At 52.7% G+C, this 25379-nt stretch carries 29 protein-coding genes and 3 tRNA genes; 24 read left to right on the top strand and 8 right to left on the bottom strand.

Annotation, left to right across the window (positions count from 1 at the left end; genetic code table 11):
* The first annotated feature begins 27 nt into the window (after positions 1-27).
* From fliA to sdiA, 7 genes are all read left to right on the top strand, one after another.
* Positions 28-747: an RNA polymerase sigma factor FliA gene (gene fliA, locus OOJ60_RS19950; RefSeq protein WP_012906204.1), complete on the top strand. Its 720-nt coding sequence runs from the start codon at positions 28-30 to the stop codon at positions 745-747.
* 59 nt (positions 748-806) lie between these two features.
* A complete protein-coding gene (fliZ, locus tag OOJ60_RS19945; RefSeq protein ID WP_205613067.1) occupies positions 807-1358 on the top strand; it encodes a flagella biosynthesis regulatory protein FliZ in 552 nt (183 codons plus the stop codon).
* Positions 1359-1445: 87 nt separating this feature from the next.
* The gene (tcyJ, locus tag OOJ60_RS19940; protein ID WP_060571412.1) at positions 1446-2246 is read left to right on the top strand and encodes a cystine ABC transporter substrate-binding protein; all 801 of its coding nucleotides are present in this window, start codon (positions 1446-1448) and stop codon (positions 2244-2246) included.
* A gap of 106 nt (positions 2247-2352) precedes the next feature.
* The gene (dcyD, locus tag OOJ60_RS19935) at positions 2353-3339 is read left to right on the top strand and encodes a D-cysteine desulfhydrase (RefSeq protein ID WP_181823009.1); all 987 of its coding nucleotides are present in this window, start codon (positions 2353-2355) and stop codon (positions 3337-3339) included.
* 14 nt (positions 3340-3353) lie between these two features.
* The gene (gene tcyL / locus OOJ60_RS19930) at positions 3354-4022 is read left to right on the top strand and encodes a cystine ABC transporter permease (RefSeq protein ID WP_042284001.1); all 669 of its coding nucleotides are present in this window, start codon (positions 3354-3356) and stop codon (positions 4020-4022) included.
* The gene (gene tcyN / locus OOJ60_RS19925; RefSeq protein WP_060571408.1) at positions 4019-4771 is read left to right on the top strand and encodes an L-cystine ABC transporter ATP-binding protein TcyN; all 753 of its coding nucleotides are present in this window, start codon (positions 4019-4021) and stop codon (positions 4769-4771) included. Before tcyL ends, tcyN begins: the two co-directional genes overlap by 4 nt.
* Positions 4772-5005: 234 nt before the next feature.
* The gene (gene sdiA, locus OOJ60_RS19920; RefSeq protein WP_042283995.1) at positions 5006-5728 is read left to right on the top strand and encodes a transcriptional regulator SdiA; all 723 of its coding nucleotides are present in this window, start codon (positions 5006-5008) and stop codon (positions 5726-5728) included.
* Between the two features lie 66 nt (positions 5729-5794).
* Here the strand turns inward: sdiA and OOJ60_RS19915 are convergent, their stop codons facing one another.
* Together OOJ60_RS19915 and OOJ60_RS24885 are read right to left on the bottom strand one after the other, a co-directional pair.
* Positions 5795-6019, bottom strand: coding sequence for a DUF2594 family protein (locus tag OOJ60_RS19915; protein WP_042283992.1), 225 nt, complete (start codon positions 6017-6019; stop codon positions 5795-5797).
* A gap of 19 nt (positions 6020-6038) precedes the next feature.
* Positions 6039-6086 carry a hypothetical protein gene (locus OOJ60_RS24885; protein WP_420246181.1) on the bottom strand — a complete coding sequence of 16 codons (48 nt, stop codon included), beginning with the start codon at positions 6084-6086 and terminating at the stop codon, positions 6039-6041.
* A 389-nt stretch (positions 6087-6475) separates the two neighbouring features.
* On the opposite strand from OOJ60_RS24885, the gene uvrY reads away from it, so the two are divergent.
* The 6 genes from uvrY to OOJ60_RS19880 all read left to right on the top strand — a co-directional run bounded on the left by uvrY (position 6476) and on the right by OOJ60_RS19880 (position 10014).
* A complete protein-coding gene (gene uvrY / locus OOJ60_RS19905) occupies positions 6476-7132 on the top strand; it encodes a UvrY/SirA/GacA family response regulator transcription factor (RefSeq protein ID WP_042283990.1) in 657 nt (218 codons plus the stop codon).
* A complete protein-coding gene (gene uvrC, locus OOJ60_RS19900) occupies positions 7129-8961 on the top strand; it encodes an excinuclease ABC subunit UvrC (RefSeq protein WP_042283987.1) in 1833 nt (610 codons plus the stop codon). Before uvrY ends, uvrC begins: the two co-directional genes overlap by 4 nt.
* Before the next feature lie 56 nt (positions 8962-9017).
* Positions 9018-9566, top strand: a complete 549-nt coding sequence (gene pgsA / locus OOJ60_RS19895) for a CDP-diacylglycerol--glycerol-3-phosphate 3-phosphatidyltransferase (RefSeq protein WP_042283985.1) — start codon at positions 9018-9020, stop codon at positions 9564-9566.
* A 150-nt stretch (positions 9567-9716) separates the two neighbouring features.
* A tRNA-Gly gene (locus OOJ60_RS19890) sits at positions 9717-9792 on the top strand.
* A 50-nt stretch (positions 9793-9842) separates the two neighbouring features.
* Positions 9843-9916 (top strand) — tRNA-Cys (locus OOJ60_RS19885).
* Between the two features lie 11 nt (positions 9917-9927).
* Positions 9928-10014 (top strand) — tRNA-Leu (locus tag OOJ60_RS19880).
* 171 nt (positions 10015-10185) lie between these two features.
* Here the strand turns inward: OOJ60_RS19880 and OOJ60_RS19875 are convergent.
* Positions 10186-10530 (bottom strand): anti-adapter protein IraM, encoded by a 345-nt coding sequence (locus OOJ60_RS19875; RefSeq protein WP_042283982.1) that lies wholly within the window; start codon positions 10528-10530, stop codon positions 10186-10188.
* 428 nt (positions 10531-10958) lie between these two features.
* Here OOJ60_RS19875 and OOJ60_RS19870 point away from each other — a divergent pair, with 428 nt between their 5' ends.
* Positions 10959-11624: a YecA/YgfB family protein gene (locus OOJ60_RS19870; RefSeq protein ID WP_042283979.1), complete on the top strand. Its 666-nt coding sequence runs from the start codon at positions 10959-10961 to the stop codon at positions 11622-11624.
* 57 nt (positions 11625-11681) lie between these two features.
* Here OOJ60_RS19870 and tyrP read toward each other — a convergent pair whose 3' ends face one another.
* On the bottom strand, positions 11682-12893 hold the full coding sequence (gene tyrP / locus OOJ60_RS19865) for a tyrosine transporter TyrP (protein WP_205613066.1): 1212 nt from the start codon (positions 12891-12893) through the stop codon (positions 11682-11684).
* A 193-nt stretch (positions 12894-13086) separates the two neighbouring features.
* Between tyrP and OOJ60_RS19860 the strand changes: the two genes are divergently transcribed.
* Positions 13087-13326: a YecH family metal-binding protein gene (locus OOJ60_RS19860; protein WP_060571401.1), complete on the top strand. Its 240-nt coding sequence runs from the start codon at positions 13087-13089 to the stop codon at positions 13324-13326.
* A 32-nt stretch (positions 13327-13358) separates the two neighbouring features.
* Here the strand turns inward: OOJ60_RS19860 and ftnA are convergent, their stop codons facing one another.
* Complete coding sequence (gene ftnA / locus OOJ60_RS19855; protein WP_042283973.1) at positions 13359-13856, bottom strand: non-heme ferritin; 498 nt, start codon at positions 13854-13856, stop codon at positions 13359-13361.
* A 181-nt stretch (positions 13857-14037) separates the two neighbouring features.
* Positions 14038-14373, bottom strand: a complete 336-nt coding sequence (gene yecR / locus OOJ60_RS19850; RefSeq protein ID WP_205613065.1) for a YecR family lipoprotein — start codon at positions 14371-14373, stop codon at positions 14038-14040.
* 259 nt (positions 14374-14632) lie between these two features.
* On the opposite strand from yecR, the gene OOJ60_RS19845 reads away from it, so the two are divergent.
* Positions 14633-15271, top strand: coding sequence for an RpiB/LacA/LacB family sugar-phosphate isomerase (locus OOJ60_RS19845; protein WP_042283968.1), 639 nt, complete (start codon positions 14633-14635; stop codon positions 15269-15271).
* Positions 15272-15311: 40 nt separating this feature from the next.
* On the opposite strand, the gene OOJ60_RS19840 is transcribed toward OOJ60_RS19845, so the two are convergent.
* Positions 15312-16736 carry an MFS transporter gene (locus tag OOJ60_RS19840; RefSeq protein ID WP_205613064.1) on the bottom strand — a complete coding sequence of 475 codons (1425 nt, stop codon included), beginning with the start codon at positions 16734-16736 and terminating at the stop codon, positions 15312-15314.
* Positions 16737-16947: 211 nt separating this feature from the next.
* Between OOJ60_RS19840 and azuC the strand changes: the two genes are divergently transcribed.
* Positions 16948-17031: a stress response protein AzuC gene (gene azuC, locus OOJ60_RS19835; RefSeq protein WP_014229869.1), complete on the top strand. Its 84-nt coding sequence runs from the start codon at positions 16948-16950 to the stop codon at positions 17029-17031.
* A 116-nt stretch (positions 17032-17147) separates the two neighbouring features.
* Positions 17148-17399: a DUF2766 family protein gene (locus OOJ60_RS19830; protein WP_060571393.1), complete on the top strand. Its 252-nt coding sequence runs from the start codon at positions 17148-17150 to the stop codon at positions 17397-17399.
* A 125-nt stretch (positions 17400-17524) separates the two neighbouring features.
* Here OOJ60_RS19830 and OOJ60_RS19825 read toward each other — a convergent pair whose 3' ends face one another.
* Positions 17525-18028, bottom strand: a complete 504-nt coding sequence (locus OOJ60_RS19825) for a non-heme ferritin-like protein (RefSeq protein WP_042283961.1) — start codon at positions 18026-18028, stop codon at positions 17525-17527.
* 515 nt (positions 18029-18543) lie between these two features.
* Between OOJ60_RS19825 and OOJ60_RS19820 the strand changes: the two genes are divergently transcribed.
* From OOJ60_RS19820 to otsA, 6 genes are all read left to right on the top strand, one after another.
* On the top strand, positions 18544-19101 hold the full coding sequence (locus OOJ60_RS19820) for a DJ-1/PfpI family protein (protein WP_205613063.1): 558 nt from the start codon (positions 18544-18546) through the stop codon (positions 19099-19101).
* 317 nt (positions 19102-19418) lie between these two features.
* On the top strand, positions 19419-20408 hold the full coding sequence (gene araF, locus OOJ60_RS19815; RefSeq protein ID WP_042283956.1) for an arabinose ABC transporter substrate-binding protein AraF: 990 nt from the start codon (positions 19419-19421) through the stop codon (positions 20406-20408).
* A gap of 69 nt (positions 20409-20477) precedes the next feature.
* A complete protein-coding gene (gene araG / locus OOJ60_RS19810) occupies positions 20478-21992 on the top strand; it encodes an L-arabinose ABC transporter ATP-binding protein AraG (RefSeq protein WP_200034015.1) in 1515 nt (504 codons plus the stop codon).
* Between the two features lie 14 nt (positions 21993-22006).
* Entirely contained in the window at positions 22007-22999 is a 993-nt protein-coding gene (gene araH / locus OOJ60_RS19805; protein ID WP_205613062.1) for an arabinose ABC transporter permease AraH, read from the top strand.
* Positions 23000-23164: 165 nt separating this feature from the next.
* Positions 23165-23968, top strand: a complete 804-nt coding sequence (gene otsB / locus OOJ60_RS19800; RefSeq protein WP_205613061.1) for a trehalose-phosphatase — start codon at positions 23165-23167, stop codon at positions 23966-23968.
* Positions 23943-25364 (top strand): alpha,alpha-trehalose-phosphate synthase, encoded by a 1422-nt coding sequence (otsA, locus tag OOJ60_RS19795; protein ID WP_042283945.1) that lies wholly within the window; start codon positions 23943-23945, stop codon positions 25362-25364. The genes otsB and otsA overlap by 26 nt, the downstream gene beginning before the upstream one ends.
* The last annotated feature ends 15 nt before the right edge of the window (positions 25365-25379 follow it).

Here is a 25379-nt window from a genome sequence, read left to right as displayed (position 1 = left end):
AACTCATTTAACGCAGGGCTGTTTATCGTGAATTCACTGTATACCGCTGAAGGTGTAATGGATAAACACTCGCTGTGGCAGCGTTATGTACCGCTGGTGCGTCACGAAGCGTTGCGCCTGCAGGTGCGTTTGCCCGCGAGCGTGGAACTGGACGATCTGCTACAGGCGGGCGGCATCGGGTTATTGAATGCAGTTGACCGATATGACGCTCTGCAAGGAACGGCATTTACCACTTACGCAGTGCAGCGTATTCGTGGCGCAATGCTGGATGAACTACGCAGCCGTGACTGGGTGCCGCGTAGCGTCCGGCGTAATGCCCGCGAAGTGGCGCAGGCGATGGGGCAACTGGAGCAGGAATTAGGACGCAACGCGACGGAAACGGAAGTGGCGGAGCGTCTGGGGATCCCTGTCGAAGAATACCGTCAGATGTTGCTTGATACCAATAATAGCCAGCTTTTCTCGTACGACGAATGGCGGGAAGAACATGGCGACAGTATTGAGCTGGTGACTGAAGAGCATCAGCAGGAAAACCCGTTACAGCAGCTCCTTGAGAGCAATTTGCGCCAGCGCGTGATGGATGCCATTGAAGCCCTTCCGGAGCGTGAACAACTGGTGCTGACACTCTATTACCAGGAAGAGCTGAATCTCAAAGAGATTGGCGCGGTTCTGGAAGTCGGGGAGTCGCGGGTGAGCCAGTTGCACAGTCAGGCTATCAAACGGTTACGCACTAAGCTGGGTAAGTTATAGGAGGCGACCATATTGCCTCTGCAAAATGCCGCACAACCTACTGACTACCAGGAGTTCTCATGACGGTGCAGCAATCTAAAAGACGGCCATTAAGCCGCTACCTCAAAGACTTTAAACACAGCCAGACGCATTGCGCCCATTGCCACAAATTACTCGACCGCATCACGCTGGTGCGTAAAGGGCAGATCGTCAATAAAATCGCCATATCCCGACTGGACACGCTGATGGACGAGTCTGCCTGGGAGCAAGAGCGGAAAGAGTGGGTCGCGCTGTGCCGCTTCTGCGGCGATCTGCACTGCAAAGCGCAGAGCGACTTCTTTGACATCATCGGTTTTAAGCAGTTTTTATTTGAACAAACTGAGATGAGCCACGGCACTGTGCGCGAATACGTTGTTCGCTTGCGCCGCCTCGGCAATCACCTTAGCGAGCAGAAGATTTCTCATGATCTGCTGCAGGATGGTTTTCTTGATGAAAATCTGGCGCCGTGGCTGCCGGAAACCAGTACCAACAACTACCGCATTGCGCTGCGCAAGTATGAACAGTACAAAGCGCAGGTCCACCCCGGGCAGATGCAGAAATCCTCCTTCAGAGCGACTTCTGATATATATTAAAAATGAATAAGATGTAGCAGAGTGGATTATGGCGTGACGCGTAATCGCTCTACACTACGGTCATTCATAATAACATTCGGGGTAAATATGAAATTAGCACTTCTGGGTCGTCAGGCGCTGATGGGCGTGATGGCTGTTGCACTGGTCGCTGGGATGAGCGCAAAAACGTTTGCGGATGAAGGACTGCTTAAGAAGGTCAAAGATCGCGGAACCCTGCTGGTGGGGCTGGAAGGCACTTATCCGCCGTTCAGCTATCAGGGTGACGACGGTAAATTAACCGGCTTTGAAGTGGAATTTGCCGAAGAGCTGGCGAAACATCTTGGGGTGAAAGCCTCACTGAAACCGACCAAATGGGACGGGATGCTGGCCTCTCTGGATTCAAAACGCATTGACGTGGTGATCAATCAGGTGACCATCTCTGACGAGCGTAAGAAGAAATACGATTTCTCTACCCCGTATACGGTGTCCGGTATTCAGGCGCTGGTGAAAAAGGGCAATGAAGGGGCGATCAAGACCGCGGCCGATCTGAAAGATAAGAAAGTCGGCGTCGGCCTGGGCACCAACTACGAAGAGTGGCTGCGTCAGAACGTTCAGGGCGTGGACATCCGCACCTACGATGACGATCCGACCAAATACCAGGATCTGCGCGTAGGGCGTATTGATGCGATCCTCGTCGACCGTCTGGCCGCGCTGGATCTGGTGAAGAAAACCAAAGACTCGCTGGCGGTGACTGGCGAAGCGTTCTCCCGTCAGGAAGCGGGCGTTGCGGTACGTAAAGGCAACGAAGATCTGCTGAAAGCGGTAGACGCTGCTATCGCTGAGATGCAAAAAGACGGTACGCTGAAGGCACTTTCTGAGAAGTGGTTTGGCGCTGACGTGACGAAATAATCAGCTAAATAGCAAAAAAAGGCGCTTTAATCAGCGCCTTTTTTATTTCATCCGCCTGAACGTGCATAATAAAAAGAACATCACAACAACAAAAAACGGAGGCTTTATGCCACTGCACAACCTGACGCGCTTCCCACGCCTGGAATTTATCGGCGCGCCCACGCCGCTCGAATACCTCCCACGTTTATCTGATCATCTTGGACGCGACATTTTTATAAAGCGGGACGACGTCACGCCAATGGCGATGGGCGGCAATAAGCTGCGTAAACTGGAGTTTCTTGCCGCTGACGCGCTGCGCGAAGGGGCGGATACGCTAATTACCGCTGGCGCTATTCAGTCCAACCATGTGCGTCAGACGGCGGCGGTGGCGGCGAAGCTCGGCCTGCATTGCGTCGCGCTGCTGGAGAACCCGATCGGCACCACGGCGGAAAACTATCTGAGCAACGGCAACCGGCTACTGCTGGATCTGTTCAACGTGCAAATCGAAATGTGCGACGCGTTAACCGATCCGGACGCCCAGCTACAGGAATTAGCCACCCGGCTCGAAGCGCAGGGCTTCCGGCCTTACGTTATCCCGGTGGGCGGTTCAAACGCCCTCGGCGCGTTAGGTTACGTTGAAAGTGCGCTGGAGATCGCCCAGCAATGTGAAGGAGCGGTACAGCTCTCTTCGGTGGTGGTGGCTTCCGGCAGCGCTGGCACTCATGCCGGTCTGGCGGTGGGCCTTGAACAACTGATGCCAGAAGTGGAGCTGATTGGCGTCACGGTATCGCGTAGCGTCGCCGAACAAAAACCAAAGGTGGCGGCGCTGCAGCAGACCCTTGCCAAAACCCTGGAACTGACCGCGTCGGCAGACATTGCGCTATGGGATGACTATTTTGCGCCCGGTTATGGCATGCCGAATGAAGAGGGGATGGAAGCGGTAAAACTGCTGGCGCGCCTCGAAGGCATTCTTCTCGATCCGGTGTATACCGGGAAAGCGATGGCCGGGCTAATCGACGGCATCAGCCAGAAGCGTTTTAAAGACGAAGGTCCCGTTCTCTTTATTCATACCGGCGGTGCGCCTGCGCTCTTTGCCTACCATCCCCACGTGTAATATCGGATAAGCTCATGCAAGAAAGTATCCAACTGGTTATTGATTCCCTGCCGTATCTGCTTAAAGGCGCGGTGTTCACGCTGCAGTTAAGCATCGGCGGGATGTTTTTCGGCCTGCTGCTGGGATTTATCCTTGCGCTGATGCGCCTGTCGCCGCTGCTGCCGCTTCGCTGGCTGGCGCGGTTTTATATCTCCATTTTTCGCGGTACGCCGCTTATCGCCCAACTGTTTATGATCTACTACGGCCTGCCGCAGTTCGGTATTGAACTGGATCCGATCCCGGCGGCGATGATCGGTCTGTCGCTTAATACCGCCGCCTATGCCGCGGAAACCCTGCGGGCGGCGATCTCGTCCATTGACAAAGGGCAGTGGGAAGCGGCGGCCAGTATTGGCATGACGCCGTGGCAAACGATGCGCCGGGCGATTCTGCCGCAAGCTTCGCGGGTGGCGCTGCCGCCGCTCAGCAACAGCTTTATCAGTCTGGTGAAAGACACCTCGCTGGCGGCGACCATTCAGGTGCCGGAGCTGTTCCGTCAGGCGCAACTGATCACCTCGCGCACGCTGGAAGTGTTCACCATGTATCTGGCGGCCTCGCTGATCTACTGGGTGATGGCGACCGTGCTGTCAACGTTACAGAACTACTTTGAAAATCAACTCAACCGCCAGGAGAGAGAGCCGAAATGAGCGCGATCGAAGTGAAAAACCTGGTCAAAAAGTTTCATGGTCAGACCGTCCTGCACGGTATCGATCTGGAGGTTAAACCCGGCGAAGTGGTCGCCATCATCGGCCCCAGCGGGTCGGGTAAAACCACGCTGTTGCGCAGTATAAACCTGCTTGAACAGCCGGAGGCCGGGACAATCAAAGTGGGCGAGATCACCATTGATACCGCACGCTCGTTGAATCAGCAAAAATCGCTGATTCGCCAGCTACGACAGCATGTCGGCTTCGTGTTTCAGAATTTCAATTTGTTCCCTCACCGGACGGTGCTGGAAAACATTATTGAAGGACCGGTTATTGTGAAAGGGGAACCTAAAGACGCCGCAACGGCGCTGGCGCGGGAACTGCTGGCGAAGGTGGGCCTCGCTGGCAAAGAGACCAGCTATCCGCGACGTCTCTCCGGCGGTCAGCAACAGCGTGTGGCCATTGCCCGGGCGCTGGCGATGCGCCCGGAGGTGATCCTGTTTGATGAACCGACCTCGGCGCTCGATCCCGAACTGGTGGGTGAGGTGCTTAACACCATTCGCCAGCTGGCGCAGGAAAAACGCACAATGGTCATCGTTACCCATGAAATGAGTTTTGCCCGCGACGTGGCGGACCGGGCGATATTTATGGATCAAGGGCGAATAGTAGAGCAAGGGCCGGCGAAATCGTTATTCAGCGAACCGCAGCAGCCGAGAACGCGTCAGTTCCTTGAGAAGTTTCTCCTGCAATAATTCTCCCGCCAGGCACGCAATGATTCACGCCGGTCGGCGCGTGCCATTTTGCATAATTATTTATGGTTATTGCATGACGGGATCCTTATTTCTTTCGCCCTGTTCTGAATAACACTTTACGGTTCAAGTAATTTGCGTTCTGACCGATATTTCATTAATGAAACATGTCATTATGTGTTAGCTTATTTCATACATTAATAATGATTATCAATCACAAGAGCCCAGCGACTGAGTATGCAGGATACCGATTTCTTTACCTGGCGGCGGACGATGCTGTTACGCTTCCAGGAAATGACCCGCGCAGAAGACGTTTACAACGAATTACAGCTTCAGACGCAACGCCTGGAATTTGATTATTACGCGCTGTGTGTCAGACATCCCGTTCCGTTTACCCGGCCCAAAATTACCCTTCATACCACTTACCCGGCGGCGTGGGTTTCGCACTATCAGTCCGAGAACTATTTCGCCATCGATCCGGTGCTCAAGGCGGAGAACTTCATCCAAGGGCATCTGCCGTGGAATGACGCCTTATTCAGTCATGCCCAGACGATGTGGGACGCGGCGCGCGCGCATGGTCTGCGCAAAGGCGTCACACAGTGCTTAATGCTGCCCAACCGGGCGCTGGGTTTTCTCTCCGTTTCTCGTGCAAGCCTGCGCCACACGCCTTTCGACACCGATGAAGTAGAACTTAAGCTACAACTGCTGGTGCGGGAAAGCCTGACGGCGCTGACTCGTCTGGAGGATGACATGGTGATGGCGCCGGAAATGCGCTTTAGCAAGCGGGAAAAAGAGATCCTGAAATGGACCGCAGAAGGCAAAACGTCGGCTGAAATCGCGATGATCTTGTCGATATCGGAGAATACCGTCAACTTTCACCAGAAGAATATGCAGAAGAAATTCAACGCCCCCAATAAAACGCAGATTGCCTGCTATGCCGCCGCGACGGGGCTCATCTGAAACGTTGAGCGTTCTGCGTGTCAGACGATAAACCGGCTGAAAGCTGTGCTCTCAGCCGGTTTTGTTTTACTGGCGGTAAGCTTGTTTAATCTGCTTAACCGTACTGGAAAATACGGCGGCCTGGGTTTCGTCTTCGACCAGCGCGATCTGTTTTTCCATCTTAAGAATCACACGGCCCGCATCGGCCTGGCCCATCGCCTGGAGCATCAGCGTTAACAGCGCCTTCAGGCAGGTGACTTCGGTAGCCAGTTCTTGATTATTTTCGGCAGTGGAAAAATCAGGCGTACTCATTTATTTTCCTCGTTATGTCTCAGTAAAAATGTGCGATGGTAAATGTTGAGGCCGCGGAGTATACCATAAGCCAGGCTAAAAATAGCAGCGGTTGTTTTTTGATCAAAAAAAGGCGGTAGGGGTTAATTTAAACCACAACCTCAGCCGCGTATATTTACGCGCATTATTGTTTATTAGGCGTATTTGACTCGTTAATTATTGTTACAAACTTGCTGTGTAATTAGCATCTTTTTGCGCCGTATCGTTTTCTGTCGCCATTCTGAAACGACTTTCCGAAATAAGACATGTAACAGATTGTTAGTACATGGAGTTTCCACTCCACGTACACACTAATTTCCAAAAACGAGAGCAAAATCGGTCGCGGAGCGTTTTTTACGTTTCAAAGTTGAGATAAAACCCGCTAATATAGGGATGTTTTATTATCAGTAGCGTTATCCCTATTCTGGAGAAATTCCTTTGATCAACGTTCTTCTTGTTGATGACCACGAACTGGTGCGCGCAGGGATACGACGCATTCTTGAAGATATTAAGGGTATAAAAGTCGTCGGTGAGGCGAACTGCGGTGAGGATGCCGTCAAATGGTGTCGCACAAACACCGTCGACGTCGTGTTGATGGACATGAACATGCCCGGTATTGGCGGTCTGGAAGCCACGCGTAAAATTGCGCGTTCAACGGCTGATATAAAAGTCATCATGTTAACGGTCCATACGGAAAACCCGTTACCTGCGAAGGTGATGCAGGCGGGAGCCGCTGGCTATCTCAGCAAAGGCGCGGCGCCGCAGGAAGTGGTTAATGCAATTCGTTCGGTGTACACCGGTCAACGCTACATTGCTTCAGACATTGCCCAGCAGATGGCGTTGAGTCAGATTGAGCCGGAAAAAACGGAAACGCCCTTTGCCAGTTTGTCTGAACGGGAATTGCAGATTATGCTGATGATCACCAAAGGTCAGAAGGTTAATGAGATTTCAGAGCAACTGAATCTCAGTCCTAAAACGGTGAACAGCTATCGCTATCGTATGTTCAGTAAATTAAACATTCATGGTGATGTCGAGCTGACTCACCTGGCAATTCGCCATGGCCTGTGTAATGCGGAGACGTTAACAAGCCAGTGAGTGTTCAGTTTGATTCAAAAGCATTTTTAAAAACCGTCACCAGCCAGCCCGGCGTGTACCGGATGTATGATGCCGGTGGTACGGTAATTTATGTGGGAAAAGCGAAAGACCTGAAAAAACGGCTTTCCAGCTATTTCCGCAGCAATCTGGCGTCGCGTAAAACGGAAGCGCTGGTGGCGCTCATCCAGCAAATAGACGTGACGGTGACCCACACCGAAACGGAAGCGCTGCTGCTTGAGCACAACTACATCAAGCTTTATCAGCCGCGTTACAACGTACTGCTGCGCGACGACAAATCCTATCCCTTTATTTTCCTCAGCGGCGACACGCATCCCCGACTAGCGATGCACCGTGGCGCCAAACACGCCAAAGGCGAGTATTTTGGACCTTTCCCGAATGGCTATGCGGTACGTGAAACGCTGGCGCTGCTGCAGAAAATCTTTCCGATTCGTCAGTGTGAAAACAGCGTATACCGCAACCGCTCGCGTCCCTGCCTGCAGTATCAGATTGGTCGCTGCCTCGGCCCCTGCGTCGAAGGGCTGGTGAGTGAAGAAGAATATGCGCAGCAGGTGGAGTACGTGCGCCTGTTTTTATCCGGCAAAGACGATCAGGTGCTGACGCAATTGATCGCGCGGATGGAAAAAGCCAGCGAGAATCTTGCCTTTGAAGAAGCCGCGCGCATTCGCGATCAGATCCAGGCTGTGCGCCGCGTGACGGAAAAACAGTTCGTCTCGAATACCGGGGACGATCTTGATGTCATCGGCGTGGCGTTCGACGCCGGTATGGCTTGTGTGCATGTGCTTTTCATCCGGCAAGGAAAGGTGCTGGGTAGCCGCAGTTATTTCCCGAAAGTCCCTGGCGGTACGGAACTGGGCGAAGTCGTGGAAACCTTCGTCGGCCAGTTCTATTTACAGGGTAGTCAGATGCGTACCTTGCCGGGCGAGATCCTGCTTGATTTTAACCTTAGCGATAAAACGCTGTTGGCCGACTCGCTATCTGAACTGGCGGGGCGTCGTATTCATGTACAGACGCGCCCCCGAGGCGATCGCGCGCGCTACCTCAAGCTGGCGCGCACAAATGCCGCGACCGCGTTGACCACCCGGTTGTCTCAGCAGTCGACCATTAACCAGCGTCTGACCGCGCTGGCGACGGTGCTGAACCTTCCAGCCATCAAGCGCATGGAGTGTTTCGACATCAGCCATACGATGGGCGAGCAGACGGTGGCCTCCTGCGTGGTGTTCGATGCCAACGGGCCGCTGCGCGCGGAGTATCGCCGTTACAACATTACCGGTATCACGCCGGGTGATGATTATGCGGCGATGAATCAGGTGTTACGCCGCCGCTACGGGAAGGCTATCGAAGAGAGTAAGATTCCGGACGTGATCCTGATCGATGGCGGTAAAGGACAACTGGGCCAGGCGAAAGCGGTTTTTGCCGGGCTGGACGTGACCTGGGATAAAAATCACCCGCTGCTGCTGGGCGTGGCGAAAGGCGCTGACCGTAAAGCCGGACTGGAAACCCTGTTCTTTGAGCCGGAAGGCGAGGGCTTTAGCCTGCCGCCGGACTCGCCAGCGCTGCATGTGATCCAGCATATTCGCGACGAATCGCACGATCATGCCATCGGCGGACACCGTAAAAAACGGGCGAAGGTGAAAAATACCAGCACGCTGGAGACGATTGAAGGCGTGGGGCCAAAACGTCGCCAGGTTTTGTTGAAATATATGGGCGGTTTGCAAGGATTACGTAATGCCAGCGTAGAAGAAATTGCAAAAGTGCCGGGTATTTCGCAAGGTCTGGCAGAAAAGATCTTCTGGTCGTTGAAACATTGAGGTCTCTGTAGCAACATAGGGGTAATTTCTCTGACAACAGATAGTTACCCGTCACTATGCAATTTAATATCCCAACGTTGCTAACGCTGTTCCGTGTCATCCTCATTCCATTCTTTGTCGTGGTGTTTTATCTGCCGTTTAGCTGGTCGCCCTTCGTGGCGGCGCTGATCTTTGTGGTGGCTGCCGTCACCGACTGGTTTGACGGCTTCCTGGCGCGCCGCTGGAACCAGAGCACCCGGTTTGGCGCTTTTCTCGACCCGGTGGCGGATAAAGTGCTGGTTGCCATCGCGATGGTGCTGGTGACCGAACACTATCACAGCTGGTGGGTGACGCTGCCTGCGGCAATCATGATCGCGCGCGAAATTATTATTTCTGCGCTGCGTGAATGGATGGCGGAACTGGGTAAACGCAGTAGCGTGGCGGTTTCATGGATTGGTAAAGTTAAAACCACCTCGCAAATGGCGGCCCTGGCGTGGCTGCTGTGGCGACCCAATATTTGGGTCGAGTATGCGGGCATTGCGCTGTTTTTCGTCGCGGCAGTCCTTACGTTGTGGTCAATGTTCCAGTATCTGAACGCTGCGCGCGGGGATTTGCTTGATCAGTGATCGTTTCGCCGCAAATTTCAGCAAACGAGCGGAAGTGGCGAAAAATATCGTTGACTCATTGCGTCAGGTAAGTAGAATGCAACGCATCGAACGGCAGCACGGTTTGCCAGACGATAGCAAAATCAAGTGATTAACAACGTACTTGATTATGCGGGAATAGCTCAGTTGGTAGAGCACGACCTTGCCAAGGTCGGGGTCGCGAGTTCGAGTCTCGTTTCCCGCTCCAGATTAACGGCACCGGCGATAGCGGGTGCGGGTCGAAAGACAAAGAATTAAGGCGCGTTAGCAAAGCGGTTATGTAGCGGATTGCAAATCCGTCTAGTCCGGTTCGACTCCGGAACGCGCCTCCACTTTTTCCCGAGCCCGGATGGTGGAATCGGTAGACACAAGGGATTTAAAATCCCTCGGCGTTCGCGCTGTGCGGGTTCAAGTCCCGCTCCGGGTACCATGGGAACAGAAGAATAATCAAAGCAATAAGCAGTGTCGTGAAACCGCCCTTCAGGCGGTTTTTTTATTTCTACGGCATGGCTGACACGTGCTGAACATTTCCTCCTGCGTAGAAATAACGTCTCATAGTGTATTCCGCCTGATTATGACGGAACACAAGATTACGGCAACATTATCCTTTTCGTTTCAGTAAACCGTATGGACAGATAGCAATCACGCACAGATGAGCTAAATGACAATATTTAGGATGATTTTCATCATTGCCTGGGCATAAGCTATTTGTTTTCATCGCATTCCATAATTCTTTATTGTAGCGTGTCACATTATAGACGGTGATGGGATAGGGTTTGTGGTCTATTAATACACCGTCCTGAAACGGCTCAATAATGCTGCCGCTGGATAAAAATATATCTGCCTGATACCAGATCGTTAATTTTAAATTTTTCAGACTACAAATGCATGAGAAACACATACCCGTTGTCGGGCTGACAACGGTGTCAATGACAGTCCATTCCATACTCACCTTCACGTCAATATTAAATACATTTTTTAAGGCCAGATTTAGCCTAGTAGAAAATGCAAGTGGCGCATAACTTATTGAAAATGATCAATTTTTTAATTAACCTACTGAAGGTGTTGTTTTTTAATAAATTATTAAGTTTGTATGATGTTTTTATTTACATTATATTACATTTTAGTCTTTTAGATGCATTGCTATTATTGATCGTGAGCAATTGTTATACATTCCAATTATTAAAAAATGCTAATGCATACTGCCTGACTGCAATGCTTACGGATTATTCTTCACTCCCGCGCGGAACGTGACAGATTACGCCAGTAAATTGTGTCAGAAGCGTTTTCTTTTCTTGCGCGCGCAGGGTGTATCCGCCGCTCCTTTCAACCTGTAAGATAGCCACAGTTAAGCATTCAACGAGGACAAGCATGATGAAAACGGGACCGTTAAACGAAAGCGAACTGGAGTGGCTGGACGATGTATTGACCCAATACAACACCGATCATGCCATACTGGACGTCGCAGAGCTGGATGGGCTGATCACCGCTGTTCTCAGTTCGCCGCGCGAAATTGAGCCAGATGAGTGGCTGGTTGCCGTGTGGGGCGGTGCGCAATATGTGCCGCGCTGGTCTTCAGAAAAAGAGATGACGCGTTTTATGAATCTCGCTTTCCAGCACATGGCGGATACCGCTGACCGACTCAATGCGTTTCCAGAGCAGTTCGAGCCGCTGTTTGGCCTGCGGGAAGTCGATGGCCATGAGCTCACCATCGTAGAAGAATGGTGCTTCGGTTATATGCGGGGCGTGGCGCTGTCTGACTGGTCAGCGTTGCCTGACACGCTGAAACCGGCCCTGGATGCCATTGCGCTTCACGGTACGGAAGAGAATTTCAGCAAAGTCGAGAAACTTAGCCCGGAAGCGTTTGAAGAGAGTGTCGATGCCATTCGCCTTGCGGCGCTGGATCTCCATGCTTACTGGATGGCGCATCCGCAGGAAACGCCGGTGCAGGTGCCGGTGAAAGCAGAGGTGAAACCAGGACGTAACGATCCGTGTCCGTGCGGCAGCGGCAAAAAATATAAGCAGTGCTGCCTGCATTAAAATTTACGGCCTGGCGACGTTTCGCCCGTCAGGCCGTTTGTCGTCTCTCTGACCGACCTATCCCACCTCAGGCAACACCCCGGCGGCAATACAGAACTGCACCCCGATGACGGCAATACCGCAGAGAAACACCAGGGCCAGCGCAGGACGCCCGCCCGACACGCGGTAGTCAGCTTGCGGATTTTGTTTTCTGCTCTGCCATGCGAGCAGCGAGGGCACGATCAGCGCCAGCACCGCCAGTGCGACGCCGGCATAACCCAGCGCCATCACAAAACCACGCGGATAGAAGAGGGCGAATGCCAGCGGAGGCAGAAAGGTAATCGCTCCGGTTTGCAGTCGGCCTGACGCCGTATTGCGGCGCTGGAACAGATCCGCCAGATAATCAAACAACCCGAGGGCCACTCCGAGAAACGAGGTCGCCAGCGCCAGATCAGCAAACAGATGCACAGCCAGCTCAACGTGCGCCGAGGCTACCACTTCCCGCAGGGCCTGCAGCAGGCCGTTTAAACCCGCATGATCCGCCAGCAGCCCCATAAACGTTGTCGAGTCGATGCTGCCAAGCGTGGCCAGTTGCCAGAAAATGTAGGCCACCAACGGAATCGCGCTGCCGATAATAAATACCCACCGCAATTTACGAATATTGCCGTTCATATAGCTGACAATGCTGGGAACGCTGCCGTGAAACCCGAAGGAGGTAAAGATCACCGGAATGGCGGAAAGGGCAAGGCCCTGTTCCAGCGGCAGGGTTAACAGGTTAACTTTGTGAATATGGGGCATCAGCAGCGCCAGCATGACGACCAGGAAAATGATTTTGGCGCTGAAGAGAAAACGGTTAAACAGATCGACCAGCGAGGTGCCGACACATACCACGCCACCGGCAACAAAGGTGAACAGCAGGACACCCGCGGTGGGGGACATTTGTTTTCCGCTCCAGTCGCTGATACTGGCTGCCAGCAGTTCGCCAGCGCCGCTAATGTACGCTGCGGTGAGGGCATACATCAAAAACATCATACTGAAGCCTGTCGCCCACTGACCGTATCGGCCAAGATAACGCTTCGCCAGCGATCCGAGGCCGGTATCCGCCGGAACGTGTTGATAAACTTCCAGCAGCAGCAGCGCGGTATAACACATTAAGGCCCACAGACCCATCAGCAGCGCAAAAGTCACGCCAAAACCGACGCCAGCGGCCGCCAGCGGCATGGCCAGCATCCCGGCGCCAATCGTGGTGCCAGCCACGATAAAAACACTTCCCAGAGTTCTATTTTTCACGCTTTACACTGTCCTGCAGATAAACAACGGTAAGATCTGCGGCGCAGGGTAAGGCAAAACGTTATTTTCGTCAAATCACCGTTACAATCAATGTAAACATAATTATACATCCATTCCCACATTGAACCTGCGCTAGCGCAAGGCGAAGAACGCGCGTCCCGCTTAGGCTATCCGTTTTGATTCAGGAGGACATATGACATCCATTCATGGGCACGAAGTGTTGAATATGATGATAGAGTCGGGCGAACCGTATTCAACGGCAAGTCTGGAAGCGGCGATAAAAAATCGCTTCGGCGAACAGGCGCGTTTTCATACCTGTTCCGCGTCGGATATGACCGCAGGGGAACTGGTGGCGTTTCTGGCAGCGAAAGGAAAATTTGTTGCCCAGGATGACGGCTTTTCCACTCATGAAAGTAAGATCTGCCGTCATTAACAGAACGGTGAGGATAACCTCACCGTCAGACATTAATTTGCGGTATCAAGAGTCGAAAGTTCTTTATCAATAAAATACAACCCTTCACCGCTTTTCCCCGCCAGGGTTAATTTATCAATAACGGATTTAAACAGTTTTTCTTCTTCATGCTGTTCAGCGACGTACCATTGCAGGAAATTAAAGGTCGGATAATCCTGGCTGGTCATTGCGGCATGAGCCAGTTCATTTATTTTCTGCGTAATTAATTGTTCGTGCTCATACGTGGCGCGGAATAATTCGTCCAGCGATGCGTACTCCGCAAAAGGCGAAGAGACGGTATTAATGCGCGGCAGGCTGCCGGTATCGGTCAGATAGTCGAACAGGCGTTGCATATGGGTCATCTCTTCCTGCGCATGGCGACGCAGAAACGCGGCGGCGCCTTCAAAACTGTGGTAACTACACCAGGCGCTCATTTGCTGATAGAGCAGCGAAGAATATAACTCCAGATTCATTTGCTCATTGAGTTTATCGATCATTTCTGTTTTCAGCATGGTTAGGCTCCACAAAGGTGAGAATTATTTTGATGTGGCGTCACTATAATTTGTTATTTAAATATTTGCAAAAGGTAAAATAATAAATTTAATTATTAAAAATACGAATGGGAATAAAACGCATTTACGCTATATGCCCGATATAATAGGGATAAAGGCCAGCGATACCCTGGCCGTTATTTTAATAAGTAGGGGAAATCGTTTGTGACAAGGCGACACCCTGGCACTGGTATGAAAGGATAACCTGACTGTTGATACAGAGCGAACCTGCAAATACACGACAGGTTTTAACCGGCTGCCCGAAGCGTACGGCATTGGCATAGCCTGTCTGTTGACACGCCTTCGTCGCGGTGCCGTGGGCGATATACTCATCGGTTACCGCATTTTGTAACATGGCTTCACCGTAGCTCAGACGTACCACACCCGTGGTCGCGCTGACCTCGCTCACCTCAGCGTGCCTGCTTATCGTACATCCTGTCAGTGCCGTCAATGAAAGGGCAAGTAAAAGCGTCTTCATGGTTTCACTCTGATAGATCTGGGATAGGCTATCCTACTCTATGCCTGCGAATTTCAATGGCCGGAATAGCTTACAGATCCGCTATCACTAATTTCTACGGCCAGGGTTGCGCCTTTCGTTGTGCAAAAATGTGAAGCTTACTCTGTTTTTTAAAATCGTTTTTCACAAAATTTGAAAGTGCGTTTGGGAAGTAGTACTGTTCCTGAAACGTCATTGACTCATGGCGGGACAACCCGCACGCATTTCAGGAGAAGACAGAATGAAAATTGCACTCATGATGGAAAACAGCCAGGCCAGCAAAAACGCCATCATTCATAACGAGCTTAAAGCGGTTGCGGATGAAAAAGGCTTTCCGGTATTCAACGTTGGTATGAGCGATGAAAACGATCATCATCTGACCTACATCCATCTGGGTATCATGGCCAGCATTCTGCTGAATGCCAAAGCAGTTGACTTTGTCGTGACTGGCTGTGGTACCGGTCAGGGCGCGCTGATGTCGCTGAACATCCATCCGGGCGTGGTGTGCGGTTACTGCATCGATCCGGCTGACGCCTTCCTGTTTGCGCAAATCAACAACGGTAATGCGCTGTCTCTGCCGTTTGCTAAAGGATTTGGCTGGGGCGCAGAACTGAACGTACGCTTCATTTTCGAGAAAGCCTTTACCGGTCGTAACGGGGAAGGATACCCGCCGGAGCGTAAAGAGCCGCAGGTACGTAACGCAGGTATTCTGAACCAGGTGAAAGCGGCAGTTGTGAAAGACAACTACCTCGACACCTTGCGGGCGATCGACCCGGAACTGGTCAAAACCGCCGTGTCTGGCCCGCGCTTCCAGCAGTGTTTCTTTGAGAACTGCCAGAACAAAGAGATCGAAGCCTTTGTTCGCGAAATCCTGGGCTAATCACCGCGACGAAACCGGATGGCCCTGCGCCGTCCGGTAACTACCCTGATTTCTTTGCCGACACCGCACTTCCCGCATCGTTCGCCAGCCTCAACGTATCCACCATCCCCACCAGACAGATCGCCGCAATCGTCACAAACGCCAGGCGAAAGCTGATGCCGGGCGTCGCGCTTATTTCCAGCCATTCGCTGATGCTTGCGCCGATCCGGATCCCAATTGCGCCCAGCGAAATGCCCAACCCAACGGCCAACTGAGTGGCGGTACTGAATAGCGTATTGGCATAACTCATCTGTTCAGCAGGAACGTCCGCAAAGGCGAGGGTGCTGATGCCGGTGAACTGTACAGAACGGAATACGCCGCCAAGGTAAAGCACCAGTAATAGTAACCAGACGGGCGTGTCGGGCGTCAGGCACGCACAGGCGAGCAGCGCCAGCACATTGAGCGCGCCATTAATCAACAACAGCTTTTTAAAGCCAAGCCAGCGGATCAGCGGAGTGGTGGCGGGTTTGATCGTTAAATTACCGACAAAAACCGCCAGTACCAGCGAGCCCGCCTGAAAAGCATTCATGCCAAAACCAACCTGAAACATCAGCGGCAGCAAAAACGGAACGGCGCTAATCGAGGCGCGAAACAGAGAGCCACCGTACATCGTGACGCGAAACGTCGACACCTGCATAGCGTCCAGACGAATCATCGGATGTGCGGCTTGCTGAAAATGACGCAGTGAATACGCCAGGGTGATCCCGCCCAGTAGCAGCAGCGTGAGGGGCAAGCCCGGCGCAAATTGCTGAGCGCCCATCAGTTCCATCGCGTAAACCAGACTGACCATCGCAATGGCGGTAGCCATAAAACCCGGCACATCGAAAGGACGGCGAACCTCCTCTTTTATATCGGGGATAAAACGCAGCGCCAGCGTCATTGCCAGCAGCCCTGCCGGTACGTTAATAAAGAAAATCCATCGCCAACTGGCATAGCTGGTTATAAATCCACCCAGCGGCGGGCCGATGATGGGCGCCACCAGGGCGGGCCAGGTTAAGGTGGCGATGGCGGTAATGAGCTGATGCTTCGGCGTGGTGCGCAGTACGGCCAGACGTCCGACGGGCACCATCAGCGCGCCGCCGACGCCTTGAAAAATACGCATCGCCAGAAAGCCTTCCAGCGTGGTGGCAAGACCGCAAAGCACTGAAGCCAGCGTAAAAATGGCCAGGGCAAGGGTAAACACTTTGCGCGCGCCAAAGCGGTCGGCTATCCAGCCGCTGGCGGGTATCAGTACCGCCAGGGTGATCAGATACGCGCTGATACCGATATTCAGATCCACGGCCTGAACACCGAAAGTAGTGGCCATATCCGGCAGGGCAGTCGCGATCACCGTGCCGTCAATGAACTCCATAAAAAATGCGCCAGCAACAAGCAAAGCGGCAGGAGAGATGCCCCGTTTGCTTTCTGTGACCCAATCGTCTCGCATGTGGTCCTTGCCTTCAAAAAAAATTTAAATTTTTACTGGAACTTAACGTGATACAGGCCCTTGAAAAGTCAGCAATAAGGGCAAATTTGGAAAGAAAATGTTAATTTAATTATGTGATATGCATCACATAATGATTGATTTTTGTGATTAGTGTCATATTATACGCGCATAGGCAATAACACCTGCATAACAATACCTTTGGAGTCATGCCATGAAACTGCGTAAAATCCTCAAAAGCATGTTTGAAAATTATTGCAAAACATTCAAAGACGTACCGCCTGGCGCGATGTTCTGATAAAAAACCTGCTTCGGCAGGTTTTTTTATGCCCGCGAGCCGGGTACCCGTATGACTATCGTTTCTGCGACGTAATCGGTACTATGGCGGCCTTTCTTTTTTCAGGAGCCCAAGCAATGTCCCAACCGATGAATGCCGATCAGGAACTGGTATCTGATGTTGTCGCCTGCCAACTGGTGATCAAACAAATCCTTGATGTACTTGATGTGATCGCGCCCGTTGAAGTACGTGAAAAAATGTCCAGCCAGCTAAAGAATATCGATTTCACCACACATCCGGCGGCAGCCGACCCTATCACCCTGCGCGCCATTCAAAAGGCAATCGCGCTCATTGAGCTCAAATTCACGCCGCAGGGCGAAGCACATTAAAATAAACCGTTGTTTCAGAATTTAGAAATGTTTTTTGCGATGCCTCCTGTTTATGGGAGGCATCCGGGAACACGGACTTGCGTAATGGCCTGCGGGGAAGGGAACGGCAGGCCAGTGCGGGGATATTAATGCTGCTGATAATTCACCACGTTAAGGACATGCTGGTCGGTCTGGGCTGGACATAGTCCCGCGCGTTTCGCGTTGCGCACTTCCTCAAAGATGGTCTGCAATAACAATCCGTCCTGCTGCTGTTCTTTCTCCAGATCGTGCAGGAAAGTGAGCGTCTGTGCGTCGTTCAACGCCTGCGCTTCATCGGCCAGACGCGACAGCGTACTGGCGCGCTGTTGGTACTCTTCGAGTGTTTTTTGAAACAATTCTTCCAGGGAATGCAAATCGCTGCCCGGCACGTCAACCGCCTTCACGATCGGGTTCGCGCCGGCGTTTTTCATAAAATTAAACATCCGCATCATATGGGTGACGTTACTTTGCGCCTGGGTGCGAAGAAATGTTGCCGTTCCCATCAAACTTTGCTCTGAGCACCATTCGCTCAAATGGAGATAAAAATTCGAGGCGTAAAACTCAAGGTTCATTTGGGTGTTGAGTTTGTGAGCCATGCCTGCTGCAGCCATAACAATATCCTTATTTACTGAAAGAGACGGTGTGCGGGATAAACGGCACACTTAACTGTTAGCAGAATAAAACCCCTTCTGCCGGTCCATGAGTGATCGTAGTATCAATTCAGTCGCTGATCGAAATAAGCATAGCGCCGAATGCAAATTAAGAAAATCCTTAATGCTGTATGTTTATAAATTTTTACATGTTGCTGAAAGCAATGTCTGAATGCCTAAAATATTACCCCGCGTGATTAAAATACATCCTCTTGATTATCAATGGTTTTAATCTGGAATTGATTTTTGAAATGACGTTTCAGATCACAAAAGAGATCCCTCGGCCATGGTAGGATCGGATTATTGATAATTCTTTTTTACGTTGGCGCATTAATTTACGAATGACACTGTTTAGTCAGAAATTATCGGCTCGCCATTTTTGCGCCAGATCAGTTTCACTAAAAACTATTTTATTTTACCGAATGATAACGTCGTTATTTCGGTTCATTTGACATCATTGGCATGAGGTTGTGGAAATGAAAAAAGTTGCTGTCCTGTTAGCGCCTGGCTTTGAAGAAGCGGAAGCGATTGTCACCATTGATATTTTACGCCGTCTGCACATTGAGGTGGACACGCTGGCCTGCGCGGAATCGCGGGCGGTGGTAAGCTATCACGATGTTCCGATGGTGGCGGATCACACCCTGGCAGAAAGTCTGGAAACACTCTATGACGCCGTGGTGCTGCCGGGTGGACCGCTGGGTAGCGTCAATCTGGCGGCCAGTCCCCAGGTTGTGGCGTTCATCGCTCGCCATGACGCGGCGGGTAAACTGATCTGCCCGATTTGTTCGGCGGCGGCGCGAGTGTTGGGCGGCAATGGGTTACTGAAAGGACGTCGCTACGTCTGTTCCGGCGATCTCTACGAGACAGTCACCGATGGCGTGTATGTCGACGCCCCGGTTGTGGAAGACGGAAATCTGCTGAGCGGAAAAGGGCTGGGACACATCTTTGACTTTGCGCTGGCGCTGTCGGCCCGTTTACTCGGCGATGACGCGCCGGTACGCGACCACGCCGACCATATTTATTATCGCTGGTAATTTTCGTGTCCCCAAATATGCCGTATTTGGGGACAAGGATTTGCTGGCTGGCGTTATGGATTAATTGGCTATCTTGTTTTTTATTTGTCAGACAATACTCCCCATTCTTATGTCATTTTCCGCTGAATTTATGTACGCAATTACTGTAATTCTGCGGTGTGATGCCGCTCTCCTATGGAGAATCAATTTCCCGCTACAACTATTCCAGAACCGGCATTTACCAGGCGAATAAATGGTAATGCCTTGTTTTACGTCTGAATTACAAAGAATCGTTCGATTTTACCCTACATAAAATGACGCTAAAGCTGGAGTTAACCATGCACAAATTCACTAAAGCGCTGGCGGCCATCGGTCTGGCTGCCGTTATGTCACAATCCGCTATTGCTGAAACCATGAAGTTAGGTTTTCTGGTCAAACAACCCGAAGAGCCCTGGTTTCAGACAGAATGGAAATTTGCCGATAAGGCCGGGAAAGATCTGGGCTTTGAGGTAATAAAAATAGCGGTCCCGGACGGGGAAAAAACCCTGAATGCGATCGACAGTCTGGCGGCCAGCGGCGCGAAAGGGTTCGTCATTTGCACGCCTGACCCGAAACTCGGTTCGGCGATTGTCGCCAAGGCGCGCGGGTATGACATGAAAGTCATTGCCGTCGATGACCAGTTCGTTAATGCCAAAGGTAAACCCATGGACAGCGTCCCGCTGGTGATGATGGCGGCGACCAAAATCGGCGAGCGTCAGGGCCAGGAACTGTTTAAAGAGATGCAGAAACGCGGCTGGGACGTCAAAGAGACCGCGGTGATGGCGATTACCGCCAACGAGCTGGATACGGCGCGCCGTCGTACCTCCGGTTCCATGGAAGCGCTGAAAGCCGCCGGCTTCCCGGAAAAACAAATTTATCAGGTGCCCACCAAATCAAACGATATCCCGGGCGCGTTTGACGCCGCCAACTCAATGCTGGTGCAGCATCCGGAAGTCAAACACTGGTTGATCGTCGGCATGAACGATAACACGGTGCTCGGCGGCGTCCGGGCGACAGAAGGCCAGGGCTTTAAGGCGCCGGACGTTATCGGTATCGGCATTAACGGGGTTGATGCGGTAAGTGAGCTGTCGAAAGCGCAGGCCACCGGCTTTTACGGTTCTCTACTGCCAAGCCCGGACGTTCACGGCTATAAGTCCAGCGAAATGCTTTACAACTGGGTGACTAAAGATGCAGAACCGCCAAAATTCACTGAGGTCACAGACGTGGTGCTGATCACCCGCGACAACTTCAAAGAAGAACTGGCGAAAAAAGGCCTGGGCGGTAAATAACCTGACAGACAGCGAATGCCGGACAAGGCGCAGCGGCCCTCCGGCATTCGCTGTGAACGAGGAGTCGTTATGCAACAGTCTACCCCGTATCTCTCATTTCGCGGCATCGGTAAAACGTTCCCCGGCGTCAGGGCGCTCTCGGACATCAGTTTTGACTGCCATGCCGGTCAGGTGCATGCGTTGATGGGAGAAAATGGCGCCGGGAAATCCACTCTCCTGAAAATTCTCAGCGGCAACTATGCGCCTACCACGGGCTCTTTGGCGATTCGCGGTCAGGAGATGTCGTTTTCTGACACCACCGCCGCACTGAACGCCGGTGTCGCGATTATTTACCAGGAATTGCATCTCGTCCCGGAAATGACCGTGGCGGAGAACATTTATCTCGGCCAGCTTCCGCACAAGGGCGGAATCGTAAACCGCAGCCTGCTTAACGACGAAGCGGGGCTGCAACTGAAACATCTTGGAATGGATATTGATCCCGATACCCCGTTGAAATACCTGTCCATCGGCCAGTGGCAAATGGTGGAGATTGCCAAAGCGCTGGCGCGTAACGCCAAAATTATCGCCTTTGACGAGCCGACCAGTTCGCTTTCAGCGAGGGAGATTGAGAATTTGTTTCGGGTGATCCGCGAACTGCGCAAAGAAGGCCGCGTCATTTTGTACGTTTCACACCGCATGGAAGAAATTTTTGCCCTTAGCGACGCCATTACTGTGTTTAAGGATGGACGCTATGTCACCACCTTCACCGATATGACGCAGGTGAACCATGACATGCTGGTTCAGGCGATGGTGGGGCGCGATCTCGGCGATATCTATGGTTGGCAACCGCGGCAGTATGGTGCGGAGCGTCTGCGTTTGCATGAGGTAAAAGCGCCTGGCGTGCGTATGCCAGTCAGTCTGACGGTGCGCAGCGGAGAAATCGTCGGTCTGTTTGGTCTGGTCGGCGCAGGCCGCAGCGAACTGATGAAAGGGCTGTTTGGCGGCACGCGGATCAGTGACGGGCAGGTGTATATCGACGGTCAACAGATTGATATTCGCAAACCCGCGAACGCCATTGCCGCCGGTATGATGCTGTGCCCTGAGGACCGCAAAGCCGAAGGAATCATTCCAGTGCATTCCGTTCGCGACAATATCAATATCAGCGCCCGGCGCAAGCATGTGCTTGGCGGCTGCCTGATCAATAACGGCTGGGAGGAAACCAACGCCGATCACCACATTCGTTCCCTGAACATCAAAACGCCTGGCGCGGAGCAACTGATCATGAACCTTTCCGGCGGGAACCAGCAGAAGGCGATTCTGGGGCGCTGGCTGTCGGAAGAGATGAAGGTCATTTTGCTCGACGAACCGACGCGCGGCATTGATGTTGGCGCGAAGCACGAAATTTACAACGTAATCTATGCCCTGGCCGCCCGCGGCGTCGCGGTGCTTTTCGCCTCCAGCGATCTGCCGGAAGTGCTCGGTGTCGCAGACCGCATCATCGTCATGCGGGAAGGGGAAATTGCCGGGGAACTGCTTCATGAACAGGCGGATGAGCGCCAGGCGCTGAGCCTCGCTATGCCTAAAGTCAGCCAGGCAGTCGCCTGAGAAAGGAGAGAAAGATGTCTTCCGTAACAACGTCTGGTTCTGGCGCGCCGAAGTCGCCGTCGTCGTTTAGTCTGGGTCGCATCTGGGATCAGTATGGCATGCTGGTGGTCTTCGCCGTTCTGTTCCTCGCCTGCGCGATTTTTGTGCCTAACTTTGCCACCTTCATCAACATGAAAGGGCTGGGGCTGGCTATCTCTATGTCGGGGATGGTGGCATGCGGCATGTTATTCTGCCTGGCGTCAGGGGATTTTGACCTCTCTGTCGCCTCGGTGATCGCCTGTGCCGGGGTAACCACGGCAGTGGTGATCAACATGAGCGAAAGCCTGTGGATTGGCGTCGGCGCGGGGTTGCTGCTCGGCGTGCTGTGCGGGCTGGTTAATGGCTTTGTCATCGCCACGCTGAAGATTAACGCGCTGATTACCACGCTGGCGACGATGCAGATTGTCCGCGGGCTGGCCTATATCATCTCTGACGGTAAAGCCGTAGGGATTGAGGATGAACGCTTTTTCACCCTCGGCTACGCCAACTGGTTCGGCCTACCGGCCCCCATCTGGCTGACGGTCGCCTGCCTGATCATTTTTGGTTTACTGCTGAATAAAACCACCTTTGGACGCAATACGCTGGCGATTGGGGGAAATGAAGAGGCGGCGCGTCTGGCGGGGGTACCGGTCGTTCGGACCAAAATCATCATCTTCGTGCTGTCGGGGCTGGTGTCTGCGGCGGCCGGGATTATCCTCGCGTCGCGCATGACCAGCGGACAGCCAATGACCTCTATCGGTTACGAGCTGATCGTCATTTCCGCCTGCGTGTTAGGCGGCGTTTCCCTCAAAGGCGGCATCGGAAAAATCTCATATGTGGTCGCCGGAGTCCTTATTTTAGGCACCGTTGAGAACGCCATGAACCTGCTGAATATTTCGCCTTTCGCCCAGTACGTGGTACGCGGCTTAATCCTGCTGGCAGCAGTGATCTTCGACCGTTACAAGCAAAAAGCGAAGCGCACCGTTTGATAAAAAAATCCTCAACTTTTTAGTCTAGTTCCTCCCTTTTGCCAGCCGCTACCCCGGCTGGCAACTGTCTTTCTAAATGGCGAGCAGGGTCACACTGTCTATACTTACATGACTATGGGGCGCGATCCGCGCGTTGCCGGAAATAATGATAAGGAGGAGAACCGGGTGGCAGAACCGTTAACCGCAATCCCTGAACAATCCGCTCTCTACGCTTACTTTTTTGATCTTGATGGCACCCTGGCGGAGATCAAACCGCATCCTGACCAGGTCGTTGTGCCACCAACGATTCTTCAGATGCTTCACCGTCTTGCCGAGAACAGCGCTGGAGCACTGGCACTGGTTTCAGGGCGTTCCATGGCGGAACTTGATGCGCTGGCGAAACCCTGGCGTTTTCCGCTGGCGGGTGTCCACGGCGCCGAGCGGCGCGATATTCATGGCCGGACGCATATCGTTCATCTTCCGCAAGTCATAGAGCGTGAGGTGAGCCTGCAACTGCATACCGCGCTGGCGAATCTGCCAGGCACTGAACTCGAGACCAAAGGCATGGCCTTTGCGCTGCACTATCGTCAGGCACCAGAGCATGAGGCGACCCTTCAGGCGATAGCGAGCCGCATTACCCAGACCTGGCCGCAACTGGCCATACAGCAGGGTAAATGCGTTGTAGAGATAAAACCGAAGGGGACCAACAAAGGAGAGGCGATCTCTGCGTTTATGCAGGAAGCGCCGTTTGCCGGGCGAATCCCGGTATTTTTGGGAGATGACCTGACCGATGAAACAGGATTTGCCGTGGTGAACAACGCGGGGGGTATGTCAATCAAAGTGGGTGAGGGAGAAACCCTGGCGAAATGGCGTCTCGCAAGCGTTCCCGACGTATGGCGTTGGATCGAAACTATTCACACTTCACAACAACAAGAAAAAAACACGAATGACAGGAGAGATGGCTATGAGTCGTTTAGTCGTAGTATCTAATCGAATTGCTCCCCCGGACAATAAAACCAGCGCAGGCGGACTGGCCGTCGGCGTGCTGGGCGCGCTGAAAGCCGCAGGAGGATTATGGTTCGGTTGGAGTGGCGAACTGGGGAACGAGGATCAGCCGTTAAAAAAGGTGACCCGGGGCAACATTACCTGGGCGTCGTTTAATCTGAGCGAGCAGGATCACGAAGAGTATTACAACCAGTTTTCCAATGCCGTGTTATGGCCGGCCTTTCACTACCGTCTGGATCTGGTGAATTTCCAGCGTTCGGCGTGGGAAGGTTATCAGCGGGTCAATGCGCTGTTAGCGGACAAGCTGCTGCCGCTGCTAAAAGAGGATGACATCATCTGGATCCACGATTATCACCTGCTGCCGTTCGCCAGCGAGCTGCGTAAGCGTGGGGTAAATAATCGCATCGGCTTCTTCCTGCATATTCCGTTCCCGACGCCAGAAATCTTTAACGCGCTGCCGTGTTCAGAAGAGCTACTGGAACAACTGTGCGACTTCGATCTGTTGGGATTCCAGACGGAAAATGACCGACTGGCGTTCCTGGACAGCTTGTCCAGCCTGACGAGAGTCGCGACCCGTGAAAGCCGAAGCCACATCGCGTGGGGCAAAAGCTTCCGTACCGAGGTGTATCCTATCGGCATCGAGCCAGATGAGATCGCTCAGCAGGCCTCGGGTCCGCTGCCGCCGAAACTGGCGCAGCTTAAGGCTGAACTCAAAAATCTGAAGAATATTTTTTCCGTTGAGCGCCTCGACTACTCGAAAGGGTTGCCGGAGCGTTTTCAGGCCTATGAAGCGCTGCTGGAGAAATACCCGCAGCACCACGGCAAAATTCGCTATACCCAGATAGCCCCCACCTCCCGTGGCGATGTTCAGGCCTACCAGGATATCCGTCATCAGCTTGAGACCGAAGCCGGACGCATCAACGGTAAATATGGTCAACTGGGCTGGACGCCGCTGTTCTACCTGAATCAGCATTTTGATCGCAAGCTGTTGATGAAAGTGTTTCGCTACTCTGACGTAGGGCTGGTGACGCCGCTGCGTGACGGTATGAACCTGGTGGCGAAAGAGTTCGTGGCCGCGCAGGACCCGGCGAACCCCGGCGTGCTGGTGCTTTCACAATTTGCCGGCGCGGCGAACGAGTTGACGTCTGCGCTGATCGTCAATCCTTACGATCGTGACGAAGTGGCCGCGGCGCTGGATCGCGCGTTAACGATGCCGCTGGCGGAGCGCATATCCCGCCACGCGGAAATGCTGGAGGTGATTGTTAAAAATGACATTAACCACTGGCAGGAGCGCTTTATCTGCGATTTAAAGCAGATCGCGCCGCGCAGTGCTGACAGTCTGCAGCAGAACAAAGTGGCGACCTTCCCGAAACTGGCCTGATGGAGGCTGAAATGC

Origin of the sequence: Citrobacter sp. R4, assembly GCF_026719175.1 — a bacterium.
Lineage (GTDB): Bacteria > Pseudomonadota > Gammaproteobacteria > Enterobacterales > Enterobacteriaceae > Citrobacter_A > Citrobacter_A sedlakii.
This window is presented reverse-complemented; position numbering and strand designations above follow the sequence as displayed.

Excerpts from the sequence above, each read along its gene's own strand:
- OOJ60_RS19840 (WP_205613064.1), bottom strand. The coding sequence starts at position 16,736 with ATGCGAGACGATTGGGTCACAGAAAGCAAACGGGGCATCTCTCCTGCC.
- sdiA (WP_042283995.1), top strand. The coding sequence starts at position 5,006 with ATGCAGGATACCGATTTCTTTACCTGGCGGCGGACGATGCTGTTACGC.
- OOJ60_RS19825 (WP_042283961.1), bottom strand. The coding sequence starts at position 18,028 with ATGGCTGCAGCAGGCATGGCTCACAAACTCAACACCCAAATGAACCTT.
- OOJ60_RS19860 (WP_060571401.1), top strand. The coding sequence starts at position 13,087 with ATGACATCCATTCATGGGCACGAAGTGTTGAATATGATGATAGAGTCG.
- tcyJ (WP_060571412.1), top strand. The coding sequence starts at position 1,446 with ATGAAATTAGCACTTCTGGGTCGTCAGGCGCTGATGGGCGTGATGGCT.
- OOJ60_RS19845 (WP_042283968.1), top strand. The coding sequence starts at position 14,633 with ATGAAAATTGCACTCATGATGGAAAACAGCCAGGCCAGCAAAAACGCC.
- araG (WP_200034015.1), top strand. The coding sequence starts at position 20,478 with ATGCAACAGTCTACCCCGTATCTCTCATTTCGCGGCATCGGTAAAACG.
- OOJ60_RS19820 (WP_205613063.1), top strand. The coding sequence starts at position 18,544 with ATGAAAAAAGTTGCTGTCCTGTTAGCGCCTGGCTTTGAAGAAGCGGAA.
- OOJ60_RS19915 (WP_042283992.1), bottom strand. The coding sequence starts at position 6,019 with ATGAGTACGCCTGATTTTTCCACTGCCGAAAATAATCAAGAACTGGCT.
- tcyL (WP_042284001.1), top strand. The coding sequence starts at position 3,354 with ATGCAAGAAAGTATCCAACTGGTTATTGATTCCCTGCCGTATCTGCTT.
- yecR (WP_205613065.1), bottom strand. The coding sequence starts at position 14,373 with ATGAAGACGCTTTTACTTGCCCTTTCATTGACGGCACTGACAGGATGT.
- OOJ60_RS19875 (WP_042283982.1), bottom strand. The coding sequence starts at position 10,530 with ATGGAATGGACTGTCATTGACACCGTTGTCAGCCCGACAACGGGTATG.
- OOJ60_RS19870 (WP_042283979.1), top strand. The coding sequence starts at position 10,959 with ATGAAAACGGGACCGTTAAACGAAAGCGAACTGGAGTGGCTGGACGAT.
- otsA (WP_042283945.1), top strand. The coding sequence starts at position 23,943 with ATGAGTCGTTTAGTCGTAGTATCTAATCGAATTGCTCCCCCGGACAAT.
- araF (WP_042283956.1), top strand. The coding sequence starts at position 19,419 with ATGCACAAATTCACTAAAGCGCTGGCGGCCATCGGTCTGGCTGCCGTT.
- dcyD (WP_181823009.1), top strand. The coding sequence starts at position 2,353 with ATGCCACTGCACAACCTGACGCGCTTCCCACGCCTGGAATTTATCGGC.
- azuC (WP_014229869.1), top strand. The coding sequence starts at position 16,948 with ATGAAACTGCGTAAAATCCTCAAAAGCATGTTTGAAAATTATTGCAAA.
- ftnA (WP_042283973.1), bottom strand. The coding sequence starts at position 13,856 with ATGCTGAAAACAGAAATGATCGATAAACTCAATGAGCAAATGAATCTG.
- fliZ (WP_205613067.1), top strand. The coding sequence starts at position 807 with ATGACGGTGCAGCAATCTAAAAGACGGCCATTAAGCCGCTACCTCAAA.
- pgsA (WP_042283985.1), top strand. The coding sequence starts at position 9,018 with ATGCAATTTAATATCCCAACGTTGCTAACGCTGTTCCGTGTCATCCTC.
- tcyN (WP_060571408.1), top strand. The coding sequence starts at position 4,019 with ATGAGCGCGATCGAAGTGAAAAACCTGGTCAAAAAGTTTCATGGTCAG.
- araH (WP_205613062.1), top strand. The coding sequence starts at position 22,007 with ATGTCTTCCGTAACAACGTCTGGTTCTGGCGCGCCGAAGTCGCCGTCG.
- OOJ60_RS19830 (WP_060571393.1), top strand. The coding sequence starts at position 17,148 with ATGTCCCAACCGATGAATGCCGATCAGGAACTGGTATCTGATGTTGTC.